Genomic DNA, 19,408 nt, shown 5'->3' with positions numbered 1-19,408 from the left:
TCCTTTCCTTATGATAGATTTTATTTTTTATATGTAAATAAATGTGCATAATATATTAATACTTATCATGCACATTTATTTTTAAACATATATTAATTTGTTGTTATTACTATTCTTCTATAGCACGTCTTAATGCTTCTTGATGACGTCTAACTTGTTCAACACTGTCAACTTCAAAAGCATCATTAATCATTCCATGTCCTTCATATTCAGTAGATAAGAAACCATGGTAACCTGTTTTTTTATACGCCGCTACTATTTCTTTAATTGGCATTGATGTTTCTTCATAATTTTCATCTATTTCATAACATTTTGCATGTGTATGATAAATATATTTTATATTATCAATAACATCTTGAGGATCACACCATGTGTAGTTAAATGAAGCTCCAGCATAAGCTAAATCTACTTTACTTCCATTTGCTTTATTAATTGCTTCCATTAATTCTGGCATACCATTAGCTTTCATGTATTCACCATGTGCACGTCCTAGATTTGTGTCATATTTGATCTTTGTAAATCCTTTTTCTACTCTATTTGCAAAAGCTTCATCTACAAGTTTAACACAGTCTAAGTTAGCACCTCTACGGATAGCTTGTTCACGAAGCTGTCTTGGAATCTTATTGCAGAATATACCAAAGTCAGGCATAAATCCAAAGTGCTTTGTTCCAGTACGAAGAATCATTTCCATATATCCATCTGCCCATCCAGAGTTCAAGGAGAATGGTGAATGAACTTCAATACATACTTTAATGTCATTTTTAGCTGCACATTCAAGACTTCCTTCAATAACATCCATGGGAGTAGCCACAAGAGTACGTAAAGTTTTGAATCCAAGTTCCTTTGCTATTTTAATATCTCTTTCCATCATTTTAACTTGTTCACGAAGAGTAAGAGTTCTATTATCATAAATATGATTTTCTAAAAAGGCATCATAGCAAGTAGGCTCTGTACCATACTTCTCCATCCAGCCAAACCATTGCTCTTTAAATTCTGGTGTAATTATAGGAAAAGAATCCACCATTTGTTCAGCTAAAAGTTCAATTCCTGTAGCTCCAGCTTTTGATGCTTCTCTAATACATCCTTCTAAATCTAGTTTACCAACATAATATTCTGATTGGTAACTATATAACGATACACTTCTTCCAATTTTATAATCCATTGTTATTTCCTCCTATCTAATCTCAAAATCATATTCACCTGGATGTACTAAAATCATTGGCATATATGATGGTGCAATAGTTTGAGTACATTTAATATGGTGTTCACCTGATTTTAAGCCACCTTGTTTCAATACAGTAACTGTAGCAAATTGTCCAAATAACCAACGGTTATCAATAACTGTACGCATTTCTTCTAAAGTAAATGTTTCACCATTTACAGTAAAACGAATATCTTCTCTTGAATATATTTCTCCATCAACCTCAACTTCGATATTTCTTATAATAGAAAGTGTAACTCCACGATAATATTGAATTCTCATATCAAATTGAAATCCTATTATTTCATCATTCACGATAGTATTTTTAAATCCTTCTGGATTATACATATGCTTTGCAAACATTTCCTTAACTCCCTTCATTTTTCTATATAATAGCTGCATAATTATTAAATTTTCATTTTATAATCAGAGATACCAATTATATTTCTCATCATCTGTAACTTATACAAACAATATAATTGGTATCCACTGTAACAATAAATTAAAATATAACTTATTTAATTAACTCATCAAAATTCTTATATTTTTCTAACATTTGAGGTAAAGTATCTTTTGTAGCCATTATTTTTGGTATTGCAACAGCTTTCATTCCTTGAATTTCATCGAAATGTTCTTGTAATCCATTATCAGTTCCTCTCGCACGATTTTGTTGTTCCTTACTGAATTCAACTTTAAGCTCATCTCCATCTATAGATAAATGACCTGTTATTCCACAAAGTGGACATTCAACTGTTGTTGTTTTATTCACAGTAAGTAAATTACAATGACAAACTGGACATGTTCCTTCTTCCCCAAACCATTCTACCTCTTCATATGGTTTTCCAACTGATTCAGTTACTCTTCTTCCTAATTCTCCAACTCTATTCATTAAATCTTCATCAAAAACAGGATTTACTGTTCTTCCCATGTCATAAGCATCAATTTGTCCTACAACTTTCATCTTTGCCGAAAAGCTGAATAAATTCATCGTTGGTAATCCTAAAGACACCCAATTTTGTGTACTTGCACCACCAACAGATATTAAACCAAGATATCTATCTTTAAATGAACGTTCATCTAATAATTCTGCACCTGCAGCAATACGCTTATTTTGTTCTGCTACAAGCGCTGGTCTGTCATGAGCTGGTCCAAATCTATCAATAAAATTCTTTAATTGCCCTACTGGTCCAACTGCATATACTGGTGCAGCAATAATTATCCCATCTGCATCTAAAACTGCTTGTTCTAATATTTCATAATCATCTTTTATAATACATTTAATTTCTTTACCATTATCTCTTAATTTACTACAAGCTCCACAACCTTTACAGTGTTGGATATTCATGTTAACAGTGCTTATAAATTCTACTTCAGCACCAGCTTCTTTAGCCTTATATAATGCCTCCTTAACCATAATTTCGCTACGTTCCATCTTTCTTCCAAATGATAATCCTAATACTTTCATTTTTTTCTTCCTTTCTTTTTATATGACTATATCCAGTCATAATTTCAATATAAATATTTATCTATAAATTATTTTATTTGATAACAAATTAATATAATTATGATACTCAAAATCTTTAAATACTATCTTCTCTTTTTCCATCTTCCAACACGCGTAAGTTTATCTGGCCCTATTGCTTTATTACCTGAAATTTTTACTATTGCAGAAACTGGACAAATATCTATACACTTACCACATTTAGTACAGTCAAACTCATCAATCATATGAATATATCCACTTTTTCCTTCAATAGCATCAAAGTCACATACATCCATACATTCCTCACATCCATCACACACATCACCTTTAATAGCAATGTTTTGAGAATTTCCACATAAATCCACAGGACATTTTTTTCTTTTAATATGTGATTCATAGTTAGCTTTAAATAATTGTATTGAAGTTTTTACAAATTCAGTTGATTTTTGACCATAGCTGCATAAAGTTTCTTCCGATACTTCATTTGCAAGCTCTTCTATTAATTCAAAATCTTCCGCTTTACTTTTTCCTTCTGTAGCATCTGAAATCATTTGTTTTAATTGATATAATCCTTCTCTGCAGAAGGTACACTTTCCACAAGTTCCTTCATACATTTTTGTTATTCCTTGTTTTGCAAAATCTACAATGCACTCTTTTTTATGTAAAACAATAAGTTCATTAGTACCATTGCCTTCAAAAATAGTTTTATCTGCTTCGGATTCAAGTATACATTTTCCATTTTGTCCACCAAGGACAATTGCTTGAATTTCGTCTTCAAAACCTTCTGAAATTTGTTCAATTATTGCTCTTACATTTGTATTTTCAAGTATTTCTCCAATGCCTGGCTTTTTAACTGCTCCAGTTACTGAAACAATTTTTGAAGGAATATATTCTTCTTCTATATCAAAGTATGCTGCAATAGATGCCATAGTATCAATATGATGTACTAAATCATAATCTTCTACTTGCCTTACATCAATTTTTCCAATTGCAAATTCAACTTCAAAACCATATAACTCTATTTCTTTTATTTTATTTTCTAAAACTTCTTTTAAATCCAACTTTTCTTCTGGAATATACAGAACTCCCTTAGAAATATCCACAGCTCTTCCCGCTATTGCCATGCCCCCTAAAACATTAGCTGGATCATTTTCAAGAAGGCATATTGAAACATATGAATTATCTATATTATTAAAACCAGTAATCAACTTTTTTTCTTCATCTTCAAATCCAGAAATTACTTTTTTCCACTTATCAGCAACGCTTTCTGAATACACACCACATTCTTTTAACTGAATTTTATCAATTCTATCTATTATTTCTTGTGATGATAATTTCATTGCTTTAAATAAGCCTTCTGCTTCTAAATTATTTGTATCAAAATTACGCATAAGAATTGGTTTAAATTCATTTGTCATAGTTATTCATTGCCCCTTTCTATAGTAATTCCAGCAAAATCATTCCAAGTCTTAGGTTTTGATATTCCTAAACGCAAATCACATTGCAAGCATCTGCTGCTTTCTTTATCTGCTTGTTCACATGTAAATCCATTTTCTGCTCTGCTAAAATTAGTTTTTCTTGAATTTACATCAACTTCACTCGGAATAATTCTTTCTTCATATCCAAATCCTGCTTTTTTACCTATACATTTGTTAGGCTCGTCTACATCAATAAGATGTTCATCTATATTTCCGTCTCCGCCCAAGAATTTATCTATAGCTTTAGCAGCATCTCTACCTGACGCAACAGCTTTTACTACAGAATTAGTACCATAAATTGCATCTCCAGCAGCAAAAATACCTTTTTTATTAGTTTCTTGCATGTCATTTACTACAATAGTATTTCCTCTACCTAATTCAAAACCGCTGCTTTCATCAATATCTGGTCTTTGCCCTGTTGCAAATATAATTTGATCCACTTCAAGAATATGATTTGATCCTTCAACTAAATTTATTGTAAGTCTTCTATTCTCATCAAATGACATTGATTCTACATTAACAAATTCTATACCTGCAATCTTATCTTCTTCACCTAAAATCTTTGCAAATGATTTTGAATAGTGAATAGTAATACCTTCTTCAATTCCTGCTTTTACTTCATCTTCAGACGCAGGTATATTTTGTTCATTTTCTAAACATGCTAAATGAACTTTTTTTGCTCCAAGCCTTACTGCAGTACGTGCACAGTCAAAGGCAACATTTCCACCACCAAGGACTATTACCTTTTCACCTATCTTTACTTCTTCATTTAAACTTACAGCTCTTAGAAAATCTGAATTAAGTAATACACCTTCTAAATCATTTCCTTCAATCGGCAATCGTACACCCTTATGCGCTCCAATCGCTGTTAACACTGCATCATATCCATCATTTAATAATGATTCAAATTTTTCAACTTTTGTATTAGTAACAATTTCTACTCCTATTTCTTTAATAAGATTAACTTCTTCTTCTATTATATTTCTTGGCATACGATACTCTGGTATTCCTACTCTTGTCATACCACCAGCATAAGGAAGTGCTTCGTAAACTGTTACATCATGTCCTTGTTTTTTTAGATAATATGCTGCACTTAATCCTGCTGGACCTGCACCAATAACACCAACCTTTTTGCCAGTAGCAGGAAGCAGCTTTCTATTTTTCTTCCAAATTTCTTTTTCATCATGTTCTACAGCAAAAAGTTTTAATTCCCTAATAGATACGGCTTCATTCACATTTCCTCTGCGACACTCTGATTCACATGGATGGCTGCAAATATGTCCTAATATTTTAGGTATAGGAAGCTTTTCTCTAATAACGGCTGTTGCTTCTGAATATTTGCCTTCATTTACAAGTCTTATATAAGTAGGAATATTAGTTCCAGCTGGACAAGTATTTCTACATGGTACTAATGATGTGTCTTTATTTTTATTAAGATCAACTAGTTCTTTTTTATCCATCAAAGCACCTGTAGGGCAAATCTCTACGCAAGCTCCACAAAATTTACAATCTGCATCTATAAGTAATTTTTCATGTGGTGTTCCAATATAAACTTCACTATTTTTCTTTTGATAATCTATAGCATTAACTTTACGAACCTTCTGGCATACCCTAGCACATCTTCCGCATAATACACATCTAGTCATATCATGATCAAATAATTGATTAGAGGTGTTTTTAGGAAACGGTTTCACCCTCATTCTTAAACGCTCAGGTCCAACGCCTAAATATTGAATTAAAACTTGTAATTCACACTTTCCATATTTAGTACAAGTAGAACACTCTTCTGGGTGTGCTGCAAGAATTAATTCCATAGCAAGCTGACGTTTCTTATTAATTTGTTCATTTTGCGTTTTAATAGCCATTCCATCTTCAGCTTTTAGTGTACAGCTTGTAACTATTTCTCCATTATGTTCAACAACACAAAGTCTGCATGCTCCAAGTTCTGGCAAATCAGGATGATGGCATAGGTGTGGTATGTATATTCCTGATTCTAACGCACAATCCAATACATTTTTTCCTTCTTTAGTTATAATTTCTTTTCCATCAATGGTTATCTTAATGTCTTTCAAGTCAAATACCTCCATTCATTTACACTAAATGTAGTTTAAATTCATCTTATCGTTTTCATCAAATACTAATTATTTTTCATGATATTTCATAATTAAATTATAGCATTTTTTCATAAAAAGTCAAACTTTTTACAGAAAATACTGAAATATTCGTATATATTTTCTGTAAAATCTATTTTTACATTATTTTATTTGACTTTTTATATACAAACAACTCTATATTCAGAACTAATTATAATAGTCTATTGATTTTAATTTTCAGATATACTATAATTTATTACAAATGTTTTACAAAATTAACATATTACAATTTACCTATTAATCATGTAACTATTTTAATCTTTGATATATAATAGAAAGTAATTTAACACTATGTTATTTAAAGCATTATAATTTTACCAATGTAAGGAGGTATAATATGGCAACAGTTATAGACGTTGCAAAAGAGGCAGATGTTTCCGTTGCAACAGTTTCGCGTGTATTAAATAATAGTTTTATGGTTACAGAAGAAAAACGTGAACGTGTTCTTGCTGCTATCGAAAAGGTTGGCTATAAAGTCAGCACTAAAAATAAAGAATTAAAGCGTAATAATTCAAAAGTTATTTTAGTTATAACCGGTACTCTTATCGAGGACTTATTTAACAGCTTTCAAGATACTGCCGGTGATCTTGGATATCATGTTATATATCACTATTGTAGCAATCCAAGTAGTACAGAAGGTGCAAAGGAAGTTATCAGTATACTTAAAAATAATATTATTGCAGGAATTGTATTGTTAGATATAACTGAAAGCAATAATGACTTTAAACAAATAATTAGTCATTATCCTGTAGTTCAAATAGGAAAACCACTTTTAGATACAACTGATAAATATATTGTTTCGGCTGATGACCGCACAATTGCTTACGATGTAGTTTCACATCTTATTCAAACTGGCAAAAAAAGAATAGCTATTATTTCTGGTGCCTCTGAAGGTAGAATTTCACATTTTGAAAAAGAACGAGAACGAGGTTATATAGATGCTTTGAGAGATAATGATCTACCTTGTGATGATTCTTTAAAATTCAATGTTGACTTCACAATGGATGGTGGTAGTGATGCCACAAAGAAAATTCTTGCTTTAGAAAACAGACCTGATGCTATTTTCTGCATCAGTGATAATCTAGCTGTAGGATGTATTTACAGATTAAAAAGGGCTGGCATCTCAATTCCAGATGAAATTTCTGTTGCTGGTGTTGATAATTCTGAAATTACAGATTTTTTTGATCCTCCAATCACAACCGTAGATCAATCTTTTAAGGAAATCGGTTCAGAAACTATAAGAATGCTTGTATCTCTAATTAATGGCGAACTATCTAGAGGAAGAAAAATCTATATTGATCATCAACTTGTAATTAGATCTTCTACAATTAAAGAAGTTTAAAATTCATGAAATAAAAGTAAGATATACACTGAAATAATAAATCATCTGTATATCTTACTTTTTATTACATATATTCAAATTGGTAATGTACATTTAGAAATCTCTTGAAATCATTAAGTGGAATTAAAAACTTTAATTCATATTTATGATAATTGTTTTATTTAGATACATCAATTCCACTGTTACCTTTTTTTGAAACTGCAATTATAATTCCAAGTAAAATAGATAAAAACGCAGATGCAAGAACCCTATACTCTGGAGGTAGTAAAAATACTATTGTATGACAAGGTATCCATACGAATGTACAAGTTTTTATCCATGAAAAACTCACTAAAGTATACCAGTCTATTCTATCAACAAAATCCTTTACTGTTAATTCACTTATTTTTTTCTCATAACTTAATTCAACGAATAAATCCCCAAATTTATGATAAACATACATCATAGGTCCAAATGTTAAATTCATAATAGTGCTTCCCAAAAATGCTTGAGCCAATTTTGATCCTGCAAAAGGAAGCTTTCCTACAGCCTGTGCAGCTCCCGTACCTGCCGTAAAAACTGTAAATACAAGAGTTATCATCATTCCTATTATTCCCCATACCACAGCCTTATAAATAAAACCCTTTGGTATGATCCATTTGCCCTTTAAAATTCTAACTCCAAGCCAGTCTCCCATACTTGCTAATATAAAAAATTTTAAAAATCCCCCTACATATGGATATGCATCCGTAACTTCTATAAAGGTTATACGTGTAGAAGGTACTGCTAAAATCAATATCCATATGAATAATACTACGCCCCAGAAAAAATCCCCTTTTTTATTTTTCATTTTCACATTCCCCTCTTTAAAAGTATAATAATTTTATTATTAAAAAATCAAAGATAGCACCTACGTTGTTTAAGTAAGTGCTATCACATACATTGGTTATTCTCTTATTGCTTTTATATCATCATTGCTGAATAATATGCATTATTTATAGCATCATAAATCTGTCCAACATTTTTACAGTCACCAATAATATAATATTCATCTACTAAGTCGCATAATTCATCTACTTTATCATATGGCGCTCTAAAGCCAAGTGCACACACTATACTATCTGCTTCAATAATAAATTCTTCACCATTTCTTGTGCATAATACACCCGAAGGTACTATCTCTTTCACCATTGTATTTCTATAGATAGTAGCTGAGTTTTCAACTTGTACCATTAAACCGCCTCTATAGAATGAATTCACATCTTCTGAAACATCATTTTTCATTTCAATAATTGAACATTCTTTTCCATCATGTTTGAAGGAAATTGCCGCTTCACTTCCAACTAGACCGCCTCCCAAAATCACTACCTTTTCCCCTAATTTATCATGATTTAGTTCTGCATCAATAGCCATGATAACTTTTGGAGAATCTATTCCTTTGATCGGTGGTACAAGTTCCTTTGAACCTATTGCAACCATCAATGTATCAGGTTTAAATTCTTTCACATATTCTTTTGTAACTTCTGTATTAAGAATAACACTTATCCCTGCATTTTCTACTCTCTTAATCAAGACATTACAAAAATCTATAATATCCTTTTTGAAATATGCAGCACCAGCCGGATAAAGATTTCCACCTAATTTATCAAACTTCTCAACTAAAGTTACATCATGACCTTTTTCTGCTGCAGTAATTGCCGCTTCCATTCCAGCTGGCCCCCCACCTGCTATTAATACTTTTTTCTTATATGATGCTACCTTATTTTTTGATTTTTCAGGGAATTGTTGTCCCATGGTTGGGTTAACTGAACATTTCACCGTTTCACTCTTACTAGTCTCACCAAAACATTCATAACAACGTAAACAAGGAGTTATATCATCAGCTTTTCCTTCAAATGCTTTTTGAGGTAAATATGGATCCGCTAATAAGGCTCTTCCAATTTCAACAAAATCTGATTGTCCTGTAGCAATAATTTCTTCCATATGAACTGGATTATTCAAACTTCCAACACATGCAACTGGTGTTTTTACATGTTTTTTTATCTCAGCTGCAAGATATACATTAACACCTCTTGGGAAGAAAGATGATGGATGCGTTCTGCAAAACATTGCAGGATCTTCATGATTTCCACATGAAATATTAAATAAATTAATTTTATCCTCAACCATTTTTGCTACTTCAATACAAGCATTGAGATCAAGTCCAACTTCAGTCATATCATCTCCAGAAAGACGAAGTTCAATTGGGAAATGTGGCCCTACTGCTTTGCGTACAGCATCTAGTGCCATAATCATAAATCTAGCACGATTTTCTAATGAACCACCAAATTCATCTGTTCTTTGATTCATAACAGGTGATAAAAATTGTGAGAATAGCCATCCATGTGCTGCATGAACTTGAACCATATCAAATCCACAATCTTTACATAACTTTGCTGCTTTTCCGTAAGATTCAACAATTTCTAAAATTAATTCCTTTGGCATTTCAAAAACTTCACCTTCTGGTGTAATTTCATGACTAGGACCATAAGCAACATTACAACAATCCTGATCACCGCCAACACTAGCAAGTCCCCCATATTTACCACCATGTGATAATTGGATATTTGCATATGCACCAGCATTATGGATTGCCCTTGTACATTCCGCAAGCCCTTGTTTTACACCAAAAGAGTCTAGTTGTAACTGTTTGTTATGAGATTTTCCAGTTGCTGAATGAACAATTGCTTCTCCATATGTAACAACACTTGCGCCGCCTAATGCTTTTTCTTCTAAATAAGCAATCATTTCTTTTGTAAAATGTCCCTCTGTTGTAATCATACTAGGACTTGTAGGTGCTGCTATAATACGATTTTTAAGTCTTATATTTCCAATTCTTAAAGGGGAAAACAGGTGTGGATATTGTTCTCCCTTTCTAAAGCATTGCTTTTTATTTTCCATAATTCTTCCTCCTGTTTTTATAAATACTATTAATTTGTATTACGCTTATTATCATTAATTACATTATTTCTTTTCTAGATATTCTTCTTTATATAATTGAGGAAGTATTACCTTTAATCCACCTTGCATTTCCAATGCATTATGTTCCAAAAGTCCTAAAAGACTTTCTTCTGGTACAACATCATCACTCTTTAAAACTGGTATAAATCTATTTCCTAACACTTGATATCCCTTCCAAAACCTTGTTCTCATTTCTATACCTTCTTCTGTTTCATATATGAAATGCGCAACTACTGTTGGTATTGGTCTTACAGTATAATCACCATTTAGAACTCTAGAAGTTGCATTAGCACCATCTATCATGACTAAATTAGATTTCTTCATTTTTTCAACATCTATACCAGTTCGTTCTGGATTATCCCTGAATATATCTTGAATATATACATCTTCTAACGGGAAGCCTGTTCCACAGGTTTCAAGATTCCATTTAAACCCTGAATCAAAATGATGCTTTGGACACCATATTTTATATTTTAAATTACTATCTTCTCCTGATGTCCACCAACTATTCCACCATTTATACATGTCTAAAGTAACTCCTTGCATCTTATGATAAGCCGCAACATACCCACACCCATTTGGTAAAATACAATATCCATTTTCAACTTTTATTTTTTCAGGGTCTATCATATCATTTATTCTATCCCCTAAAATTGCATCTTCTGGATTCATCATAATCTTATTATCTATAATTTTTTTAACTTCTTCATTTATTGGTGTTTCTTCTCTATAAAAATATTTTGAATATGAAATCTTTTTTTCTTGTTCCGTCAATATTGGTCTATCATTTTCGCTTATAAACATAACTATGCCTCCTCTGATTTTAAAAAATTTTTCTCTATTTTTATTAACTTAAATATATTTTTTCACTGGATTTGTAAACAAATATAGTCCAGATATTACTATTGTGCAAATTCCACATACAGTAAATATTTTACTCACATCATTTCCAACAATATTACCAATCATATTAATAATAAATGGCGCTATAAAATTCCCCACGTTAGATAATGCTCCCACAATAGCAATTGCCATAGCTGCACTCTCTGAAGTTACCATATTTACTGCAAAAGTCATTGCTGATGGAGCTCTAACAGAAAAACCAAACCCTATAAAAAATGCTCCTAGGTACACCAATTTAATGTCAGTTGAAAAAGCAGTAATAAAAAATCCACATGATATAAACGCAACTGCTACAAAAAATATATTTCTTTTAAATATCTTTGTTAATTTTCCTACAATAAAACCCGCTGGAATACCAATAAGCATAAATAATGAATTTACAGTGCCTGCTGCTTCAACACTTCCAATATTCTTATTTTGAATAAAAAATGCTATATTGGAATTATATCCAGTTACAAAAATCTGACATAAAAAGCTTAAAAAGGCAAAATATAAGAGCCTTATATTTATAGTACTATCAGCTTTTCCAACTTTCTCAATAGGACTATCTTTAGGTAAAAACTTTAACACAATAAATATACAAGGTATGAACAATAAAAGTATCAAATAAGAATATGACCAATTTATTGTTGCTACTTTACCACTAATAGCAGATAATATTGCGCCACCAATACTAATTGCTGCTGATTGATACCCCATAATACTCGCACGTTCTAAATCTTCAAAGTAATCTGAAACTATGTTTGAACTAAGAGTAGTAACCACTCCGAGCCCACTTCCCATTAATCCACTTGTAAGATACAAAATGGTTAAACTACCATTAAATAATACTGGTAACAAACTACTCATTACTATAATAATCATACTTATCAATATCATATTCTTTTTGCTAAAATAGTAAACCATTTTACCTGAAATCAGCATAGCTGGAATTGCAATCATTGATGGGATTGTATAAATCAACTGTATTTGTGTAGCTGTTGCACTCGGAAATGATTTATTCATCTCTGCTAACAGCGGGGCTATTAGTATGTAACAAAGGGCTAGCGTTGACATACATAATACTGCAATTGTTATTTTTCTTTTATCCATTTGCGCTTCCTTTCTAAATTTGAAGTTAGTATACAAACATCTTTATAATGAAATAAAAATTCTTCATTGATATATAAAACAAAAAACTTATTCCTTAATAAAGTATCTTGTACATTTTATATGTTAATATTAATGAAATCCTATATTTAATACAAATTGTTACTTTCCGTTGCACAAAGGAAATATTTGATTTTAAGCAAAAAAAGTATCTTTTAATTAAGATACTTTTCACCTAATAATGCTAGCAAATTTATCAAATGTATTTGCTTCCATTATTTTTTCAATATTAAATTTATTACTGAGATGCTCCACAACTAGATCAAAAAATCGTATAAGATATTTTTTATCTTTTTCTCTAATGGATAATAAAAAAATACATTTAACTTTTTGTCCATCCCATAAAATTGGTTTCTTTAAAATAACTACAGAAATAATTGTTTTATAACAGAAACAATTACTTATTGGACGTGGAATAGCTATTCCATTTTCAAATGTTGTTGAAGATATTTTTTCTCTTTCAAACACTGAATTAGCAAATTCTGTTCCCACTTGCCCATTTCTCAATAATTCTTTTGATAAAAATGTTATCACTTCCTCTTTAGAATTCATATTCAATCCATAGAAAAATAAATCCTCATCAAAATATTCTATTATTTTCTTAGGTAATTTAGGATGGACAAAATCCCTTTTTATTTTGTCTATATAATCATTTATTAAAATTATATCTCTATCTTCTAAAAATGGTGATACAACAATCAAATCTTTGCTATTTATATACAAATCCTTTAGCTTAACTGTAGATAAAATTAATCTAGCATTACTTTTAATAATTTTTTCTTTTTCATAAACCGAAAAAGGGCCGATTACTTTTATTGTTTTTCCATAAATTGCTTCCAATTTTGATTTCAATAATTGAAAAGCACTATAATTCAAATGACTTAATATGGCTATTGAAATTTCACCTGATAACTTATTGCTAACAAATCTTCTTGCAGCTGCGCCTAAATATGCTCCTATATAGCTTAATTCATTTTCTTCTATCTCCATATGAAATCTATTATTAAAATGCTTTCTGAAAATTAATGACATTTCAAATGATAATGGATATTTATTCTTCAATATTTCTATTACAGGGCTTTTCACCTCATATTCATACTTAAATTTACTTTTCAGTTTATATATATGAAGAGTCAATCCTATATAGAGTTCATCGTCTTTGGTAAAATCCAACAAATATTCTTTTTTTATATCCTTAATTAAAAGCTCAACAATCTTAATATACTCCACATTCACATATTCTAAAATATTTTTTCTAGTAATATACTCCCTATTAAAAATTCTTTTTTGTAGTAAAAAAAATATGAAATAATTACGTTCAAATCGGTTAAAAGATATATTTAGTTTTACTTCTAAATGATCTGATAATTCATTTACAACTTTTGTAATGCTCTGCTCATCATTTCTTTCCTCAACTTCTTCAGTAATATTATGACCATCTTTAATTCTTAAATATGCAATAGCTATTGCAAATACAAAATACACTAAGTCCTCATCATTTAACTTTATTCCATAATTTTTAACAATTTCTTTTACATTTTCCGAAATAATATCAAAGACTTTTGAATCAAAAATGCTATCTCTAAAATTCATTCCTTCTTCTGAATTATAATCCCATTCTCTAGAAAAAAGTTCATTCAAAACTGCTCGCTTAATCTTTTCATTATCTTCAAAAAAAATAGTATTTTCTTTACGAAACAATTTTAAATACGGTCTTTTTTTAGAATATTTTTCTTCTACAATTCGTATGTCCTTTTCCAATGTACTTCTACTTACAAATATCTCATCCTCCAATTCATCAATTTTTATATCCTCTTCAGCTTGAATAAGTCTTATAACTAAATACCTTACTCTATCTTCCTGTGTTAATAAACTATTCTCTGTATAAATAAGCTTATGTAAAACTCTACTATCTTTAACTTTAAGAATATATCCTTTTCCTCTTATTGCTTCGATACTCACATTAATTTTATTTAAAATCTTATTTAATTCTGAAATATCACTTCTAATTGTTCTGTCAGATACTTCAATTTTATTTCCTAATTCTATACCTGTAATTAAACCTTTTTGCTCATTAAGTATACTTAGTAATTTTCGTTGTCTTGTATGTAAAACTATTTTTTCCATTTACACTACCTCACGTATAATCTGATTATTTAAATTATACAGTAAATTCTTATTTATATAAAATCTTAATATTTAAAATACAATAGCTCTAACATTATATGTCTAATTCAATTAAAAACATTTAAGTAATTAATGAATATAGCATACAAGTTAGAGCTATCTAATTAACTATTTTAATTTAAATATTATTTATTAATCATGTTCTCCATGACGAATCGCTAATTCTTCACGTATCTCTTCTACTTTTGACTCTGGTAAGTTATAGAACAATAATGGAATAATTGATAATAAGAAGCAAGCTGCTGGTACTAAATTAACAGAAATATTAATACCTTTAGCTATTTCTGGTGTAACTGGCTGTCCAGCTACAAATCCGAAAAGACCAATGATGAATATACCTAATGAAGCCCCAACTGCTGAAGCAATTTTTTGTCCTAAAACTTGTACGGCAAAGGCTGTACCATCTGCACGTCCGCCATATTTCCATTCACCATAATCAATTGAATCTACTGTCATACCACTACCACATGGTCCTGCTATATATCCTAATCCATATACAATGTGAGAAATAATTAGGAATGGTATATTTGTAGGATCACCAAAGAATATCATTACCATAGCTATGGTTTGAAGTGCCATAGCTAAAATAGCAGTATTTTTCTTACCAATCTTTCTGATAATTGCTGGAGTAAAAGGCATTACAATTGTTCCAACTATCATTTGCATCATCATAAAAAGTGTAATAAGTTCAAATCTTCCAACTACAAACATGTAATAGAATACTGCAACTCCAAGACGTCCAAACATTCCAATCATTGATACAATAGTATATACTGTTGTAGCCATTAATGGTTTATTTTTTACTATAAGTTTCATAGCCTCTTTTGCAGGAACTGCATTTTCTTTTTTTACAGTGACTACTTCCCTTGATGTTTTAAATACAAAGAAGAATATAGGCAAAGCAACTAATGCAAATATTGTTGCTGTTTTTTGATACCCTGCTGCTTCAACACCATTACCAAAGTAATTAACAAGTGGTAATGTAAACATATTAAGTGCAATCATACCTGTTGTCATACCAATCAATTGTCCTGCATATAAACGATTAATTTCATTACCGTTTCTTGACATAACTCCTGGTAACGAAACATATGGAACATTAACAACAGAATAACATATACTTAACAACAAATAAGTAATAAACGCATATATTATTTTCCCATTAGGGCTGAAATTAGGAGATGAAAATGTTAAAACTGTAAATAATACAAGAAATGGTGCTCCAAATAAAATATACGGTCTAAAACGTCCCCATCTTGTATGTGTACGCTCCATTATCCCTCCCAAAATAGGATCGAATATAGCATCCCATACTTTTACAATTAACATAATCAATGCAACTGCACCTGCAGCAATTCCAGCTACATTTGTATAAAACAGAATTAAATAAGTACTTACCATCGTCCAAGATAATTGAGAAGCAAAATTTCCACTACCATATGCAAATATACTACCAAATGATAGTGGTTTTTCATTACTATTTGCTTTGCTTTTACTTTTTTTACTATTTATTACCAAATCAGACATAAAAATCCTCCTTGTTTCCATTTATATTTTATGTGCATCACTCTACACTCATCTTAAGTCTAAACAATTCCCATAGTTGAAATTTATATACTATATATACGTTTTCATAACTATCACACTGAGTCAATATTTATAAGTATCTTTACTCAATTCAAATTAAAAAATTCAAATATTGATTTTCGGTACAACTTATAATATATTTTATTAATTCTACTATAAAAACTCCCTTCAAAATTATATTTTTATCGTATAAACATACAGTGCTATATCTTGATCAGAGATAATAGCTTTTTCTAACAGCTGTTTTTTCTGTATTTTATAGATTAAGTATATATCGTTTTCATAAGCTTTGCAATATATTTTCAGTAATTTAAAAAGTTTTTTTCTTTTTTATTTTGTTTTTTTCAGTTTTTACATTCATATTTTCACATGTAATTTCAGAAAAAATTCTACACTCATCTATATGGTGTCTCTACAGTAATAATTCACACTTTTATTATTATGTTCAAATCTGAATAATAAAAATCACTTGTATATTAGTGTTTCTATATATTATTTTAATAATAATTTATACTTATATCCTTTGATTATTAATCAGTTTAATTATGTCATTATCCTAATCAATAATATCTATAGTGCATATAGTAAATAATTTTCTAATTCGGAGAGTTTCCATTAAATAATCTTATCAATTAAACTTTTGCTACACTTCATCCCAATAAAAAAAGCTTCATAAGCTTTTTTTAAGCCCATGAAGCCTTTTTTATTGGAATATCTTTTACTGATACTTTTGATTTATCAAACTCTTCTTGATCACTAAAAATTCTACTTAATGTTATGCACTGATCTTTAGTTAATCCTGGTTTGGTATATGATAATCCTACCATTGCTCTTTTTAAATTCTTTGAATTAAATATTCTTTTTACAATTTCTTTCATGAAATTACATCTCCCTTTAATCTTTTTTTCAATTTTATTTACATTAATATCATAATTTACTTTTCAAAAATTTTAAAGGTATAAAATACCTGTTAACGTTTCATTTTATTAACATTTTGTTAATATTTTATTAATTTTATTAAATAACTATTGAAATCGATTGTAAGTATACATTATAATGTTATCTTAATTTTTGCATTAAAATGATATTTTGATTAACTAATCCTTGTACAAGTAATTCAATAAATAAATTAAACATCAATATGAATAATAGAAATAATTTTTAGTATTCATATTTGACATTTTAAACCTCTTTAGATCACAGCTAGTAAATCAATTACAGTTAAAATGTTAACCTTTGTAAATACAATCATTTTTTTATGCTGATTACAGAATAAAATAAGATGCAAAATATATAGGGATAAATCTACCTTAACTACGTAGATTTATCCCTACTAATCTAAAATCCTACTATTGTATGATTTTATACAGTTTCTATTTCAGTTTTTTCAGCTAATTTTTCATTCTTTGATTGTCTCACTTCCGGTATTGGGATTACTGCTAAAGCTGACAATATTGAGAAACCTGCAAGGACTATAAAAAAGAAGGTATATCCATCGTCACCTAATAATTTTGTTCCCAGTGCTATAAGAATTGGTGCTAAGAATTGAACAACTGCTGAGGATAATTGCACAGTTACATTCATTATAGCTATATCCTTCCCCGTATTCTCTTTAGATGGTAATATTCTATTTACCAATGCATTATCAACTGCTGTATACATCCCAAAACCAAAGTTAAAGAAGAAGTTTCCTATTATTACAAAATTAACACTGCCAGAGAATGCAAATGCAATCATACAGATTCCTGTTATTAATGCTGCTAACATTACAAATGGTTTTTGCTTTTTAATTTTATCTGATATAAAGCCTCCAAACAATCCTGATATAACCATTAACATTATTGCTGGTGATTGATATGCCATAACTCTCATAATATCACCTTCACCAAGATGGAATCTCATTATGTAAAAAAGAGTTAACATATTTAATCCCGCATTTGTAATATTGATAAAAAGTTTTGTAAGAAGTGCCCAAGTATATTCTGGATATTTCTTTACGCTTGGATAGAAATTTTTAAAGCCTTCACTGAAACCTTTCTTCTTTTCTACGTTTCCTGTAAATTGAGTATCTTTGATAAGAAGTGCTGCTAGTATTCCACCTATAACTTGTATAAGTATAATTGCTAAAAGCTTTTGTTGAACAGGTACATCAGCATATACTCCAAGTAACGCCTGACCTATCATAACACAAACTGAAGCTGCTGCACCAAATAATCCAGACACTCTGCCAAATTTTTCAGGATCAACTTGTTCTGGAACTACTGCATAACATGACAAAGTCACCATTCCATAAAAGAAGTTAGCTAAACAATATCCTATAATAAGAACTGGTATTGAAGTTGCATAAGTAAATGTAAGCATTGATAATGCTCCTCCTATACTTCCAGCAACCATCCAAAATCTTCTTCTACCCATTTTAAATTTAGTCTTATCTGCAATAGCTCCTCCTAAAGGAGATGAAATAACTAAAAATATTCCTGTTATTCCTCCTACCATTCCATATACCGCTGTTGCATTTTCAACTCCAACAATTCTAATAATATTAAAGGTTGCAAGTCCAAAGCCTAATAGTACTAAAGGCGCTATTGATGTCCCTAATCCAAGAACTGCTCCTATTAGAAGTCTTGCAAAAGGTGTCTTTTGAAATCCTTGATTTTCCATAAATATGATACCTCCTAAAATTTATGATAACGTTTATCTTATGTGTAAATGATATCAAGAAAACATTTACCTATAGGACTATATATAAATCCAAATAGTATCAATTTTTTGTTGTTTATTTAGTTTGCATTTATATCCATTAAAAAATAGGACAATTTTTAAGTGACCTTACTAATACAATAAGACTTATATTTATTAATAGTTATTAAGTTTTAATATATATCAATTTTATTGTAAATATAAAGTATAATAAGTAATATATATTATTGTTTATAAGTATTAATT

At 29.8% G+C, this 19,408-nt stretch carries 14 protein-coding genes; 1 reads left to right on the top strand and 13 read right to left on the bottom strand.

What is annotated here, in order from left to right; genetic code table 11:
• Positions 1-109 precede the first annotated feature (109 nt).
• The 5 genes from CLPUN_RS20585 to CLPUN_RS20565 all read right to left on the bottom strand — a co-directional run bounded on the left by CLPUN_RS20585 (position 110) and on the right by CLPUN_RS20565 (position 6,234).
• Positions 110-1,162 (bottom strand): sugar phosphate isomerase/epimerase family protein, encoded by a 1,053-nt coding sequence (locus CLPUN_RS20585; protein WP_077849107.1) that lies wholly within the window; start codon positions 1,160-1,162, stop codon positions 110-112.
• A 12-nt stretch (positions 1,163-1,174) separates the two neighbouring features.
• On the bottom strand, positions 1,175-1,564 hold the full coding sequence (locus tag CLPUN_RS20580; RefSeq protein WP_077849106.1) for a C-glycoside deglycosidase beta subunit domain-containing protein: 390 nt from the start codon (positions 1,562-1,564) through the stop codon (positions 1,175-1,177).
• Positions 1,565-1,715: 151 nt separating this feature from the next.
• A complete protein-coding gene (locus CLPUN_RS20575; protein ID WP_077849105.1) occupies positions 1,716-2,666 on the bottom strand; it encodes a flavodoxin family protein in 951 nt (316 codons plus the stop codon).
• A gap of 122 nt (positions 2,667-2,788) precedes the next feature.
• Positions 2,789-4,102 carry an NADH-ubiquinone oxidoreductase-F iron-sulfur binding region domain-containing protein gene (locus CLPUN_RS20570; protein WP_077849104.1) on the bottom strand — a complete coding sequence of 438 codons (1,314 nt, stop codon included), beginning with the start codon at positions 4,100-4,102 and terminating at the stop codon, positions 2,789-2,791.
• Between the two features lie 2 nt (positions 4,103-4,104).
• The gene (locus CLPUN_RS20565; RefSeq protein ID WP_077849103.1) at positions 4,105-6,234 is read right to left on the bottom strand and encodes an FAD-dependent oxidoreductase; all 2,130 of its coding nucleotides are present in this window, start codon (positions 6,232-6,234) and stop codon (positions 4,105-4,107) included.
• Positions 6,235-6,652: 418 nt separating this feature from the next.
• Here CLPUN_RS20565 and CLPUN_RS20560 point away from each other — a divergent pair, with 418 nt between their 5' ends.
• Positions 6,653-7,657, top strand: a complete 1,005-nt coding sequence (locus CLPUN_RS20560) for a LacI family DNA-binding transcriptional regulator (protein ID WP_077849102.1) — start codon at positions 6,653-6,655, stop codon at positions 7,655-7,657.
• 157 nt (positions 7,658-7,814) lie between these two features.
• On the opposite strand, the gene CLPUN_RS20555 is transcribed toward CLPUN_RS20560, so the two are convergent.
• The 8 genes from CLPUN_RS20555 to CLPUN_RS20520 all read right to left on the bottom strand — a co-directional run bounded on the left by CLPUN_RS20555 (position 7,815) and on the right by CLPUN_RS20520 (position 19,123).
• Positions 7,815-8,486, bottom strand: coding sequence for a hypothetical protein (locus CLPUN_RS20555; protein WP_077849101.1), 672 nt, complete (start codon positions 8,484-8,486; stop codon positions 7,815-7,817).
• Positions 8,487-8,599: 113 nt separating this feature from the next.
• A complete protein-coding gene (locus CLPUN_RS20550; RefSeq protein WP_077849100.1) occupies positions 8,600-10,576 on the bottom strand; it encodes an NAD(P)/FAD-dependent oxidoreductase in 1,977 nt (658 codons plus the stop codon).
• Between the two features lie 63 nt (positions 10,577-10,639).
• Entirely contained in the window at positions 10,640-11,440 is an 801-nt protein-coding gene (locus CLPUN_RS20545) for a DAPG hydrolase family protein (protein ID WP_077849099.1), read from the bottom strand.
• Between the two features lie 48 nt (positions 11,441-11,488).
• The gene (locus CLPUN_RS20540) at positions 11,489-12,631 is read right to left on the bottom strand and encodes an MFS transporter (protein WP_077849098.1); all 1,143 of its coding nucleotides are present in this window, start codon (positions 12,629-12,631) and stop codon (positions 11,489-11,491) included.
• A gap of 228 nt (positions 12,632-12,859) precedes the next feature.
• The gene (locus tag CLPUN_RS20535; RefSeq protein ID WP_077849097.1) at positions 12,860-14,815 is read right to left on the bottom strand and encodes a BglG family transcription antiterminator; all 1,956 of its coding nucleotides are present in this window, start codon (positions 14,813-14,815) and stop codon (positions 12,860-12,862) included.
• 192 nt (positions 14,816-15,007) lie between these two features.
• Positions 15,008-16,402 carry an MFS transporter gene (locus CLPUN_RS20530; RefSeq protein WP_077849096.1) on the bottom strand — a complete coding sequence of 465 codons (1,395 nt, stop codon included), beginning with the start codon at positions 16,400-16,402 and terminating at the stop codon, positions 15,008-15,010.
• Between the two features lie 743 nt (positions 16,403-17,145).
• Complete coding sequence (locus tag CLPUN_RS20525; RefSeq protein ID WP_077849095.1) at positions 17,146-17,340, bottom strand: hypothetical protein; 195 nt, start codon at positions 17,338-17,340, stop codon at positions 17,146-17,148.
• Positions 17,341-17,824: 484 nt separating this feature from the next.
• Complete coding sequence (locus CLPUN_RS20520; RefSeq protein WP_077849094.1) at positions 17,825-19,123, bottom strand: MFS transporter; 1,299 nt, start codon at positions 19,121-19,123, stop codon at positions 17,825-17,827.
• Positions 19,124-19,408: the final 285 nt, after the last annotated feature.

Source organism: Clostridium puniceum, assembly GCF_002006345.1.
Lineage (GTDB): Bacteria > Bacillota > Clostridia > Clostridiales > Clostridiaceae > Clostridium > Clostridium puniceum.
Note: the sequence above shows the minus strand (reverse complement) of the source record. Positions and strands in the feature narration are given on the sequence as shown.

What these genes read in the sequence shown, in the direction of transcription:
- CLPUN_RS20580 (WP_077849106.1), bottom strand. Translation starts at nt 1,564, where the DNA reads ATGTTTGCAAAGCATATGTATAATCCAGAAGGATTTAAAAATACTATC.
- CLPUN_RS20545 (WP_077849099.1), bottom strand. Translation starts at nt 11,440, where the DNA reads ATGTTTATAAGCGAAAATGATAGACCAATATTGACGGAACAAGAAAAA.
- CLPUN_RS20525 (WP_077849095.1), bottom strand. Translation starts at nt 17,340, where the DNA reads ATGAAAGAAATTGTAAAAAGAATATTTAATTCAAAGAATTTAAAAAGA.
- CLPUN_RS20530 (WP_077849096.1), bottom strand. Translation starts at nt 16,402, where the DNA reads ATGTCTGATTTGGTAATAAATAGTAAAAAAAGTAAAAGCAAAGCAAAT.
- CLPUN_RS20540 (WP_077849098.1), bottom strand. Translation starts at nt 12,631, where the DNA reads ATGGATAAAAGAAAAATAACAATTGCAGTATTATGTATGTCAACGCTA.
- CLPUN_RS20535 (WP_077849097.1), bottom strand. Translation starts at nt 14,815, where the DNA reads ATGGAAAAAATAGTTTTACATACAAGACAACGAAAATTACTAAGTATA.
- CLPUN_RS20570 (WP_077849104.1), bottom strand. Translation starts at nt 4,102, where the DNA reads ATGACAAATGAATTTAAACCAATTCTTATGCGTAATTTTGATACAAAT.
- CLPUN_RS20560 (WP_077849102.1), top strand. Translation starts at nt 6,653, where the DNA reads ATGGCAACAGTTATAGACGTTGCAAAAGAGGCAGATGTTTCCGTTGCA.
- CLPUN_RS20585 (WP_077849107.1), bottom strand. Translation starts at nt 1,162, where the DNA reads ATGGATTATAAAATTGGAAGAAGTGTATCGTTATATAGTTACCAATCA.
- CLPUN_RS20550 (WP_077849100.1), bottom strand. Translation starts at nt 10,576, where the DNA reads ATGGAAAATAAAAAGCAATGCTTTAGAAAGGGAGAACAATATCCACAC.
- CLPUN_RS20575 (WP_077849105.1), bottom strand. Translation starts at nt 2,666, where the DNA reads ATGAAAGTATTAGGATTATCATTTGGAAGAAAGATGGAACGTAGCGAA.
- CLPUN_RS20555 (WP_077849101.1), bottom strand. Translation starts at nt 8,486, where the DNA reads ATGAAAAATAAAAAAGGGGATTTTTTCTGGGGCGTAGTATTATTCATA.
- CLPUN_RS20520 (WP_077849094.1), bottom strand. Translation starts at nt 19,123, where the DNA reads ATGGAAAATCAAGGATTTCAAAAGACACCTTTTGCAAGACTTCTAATA.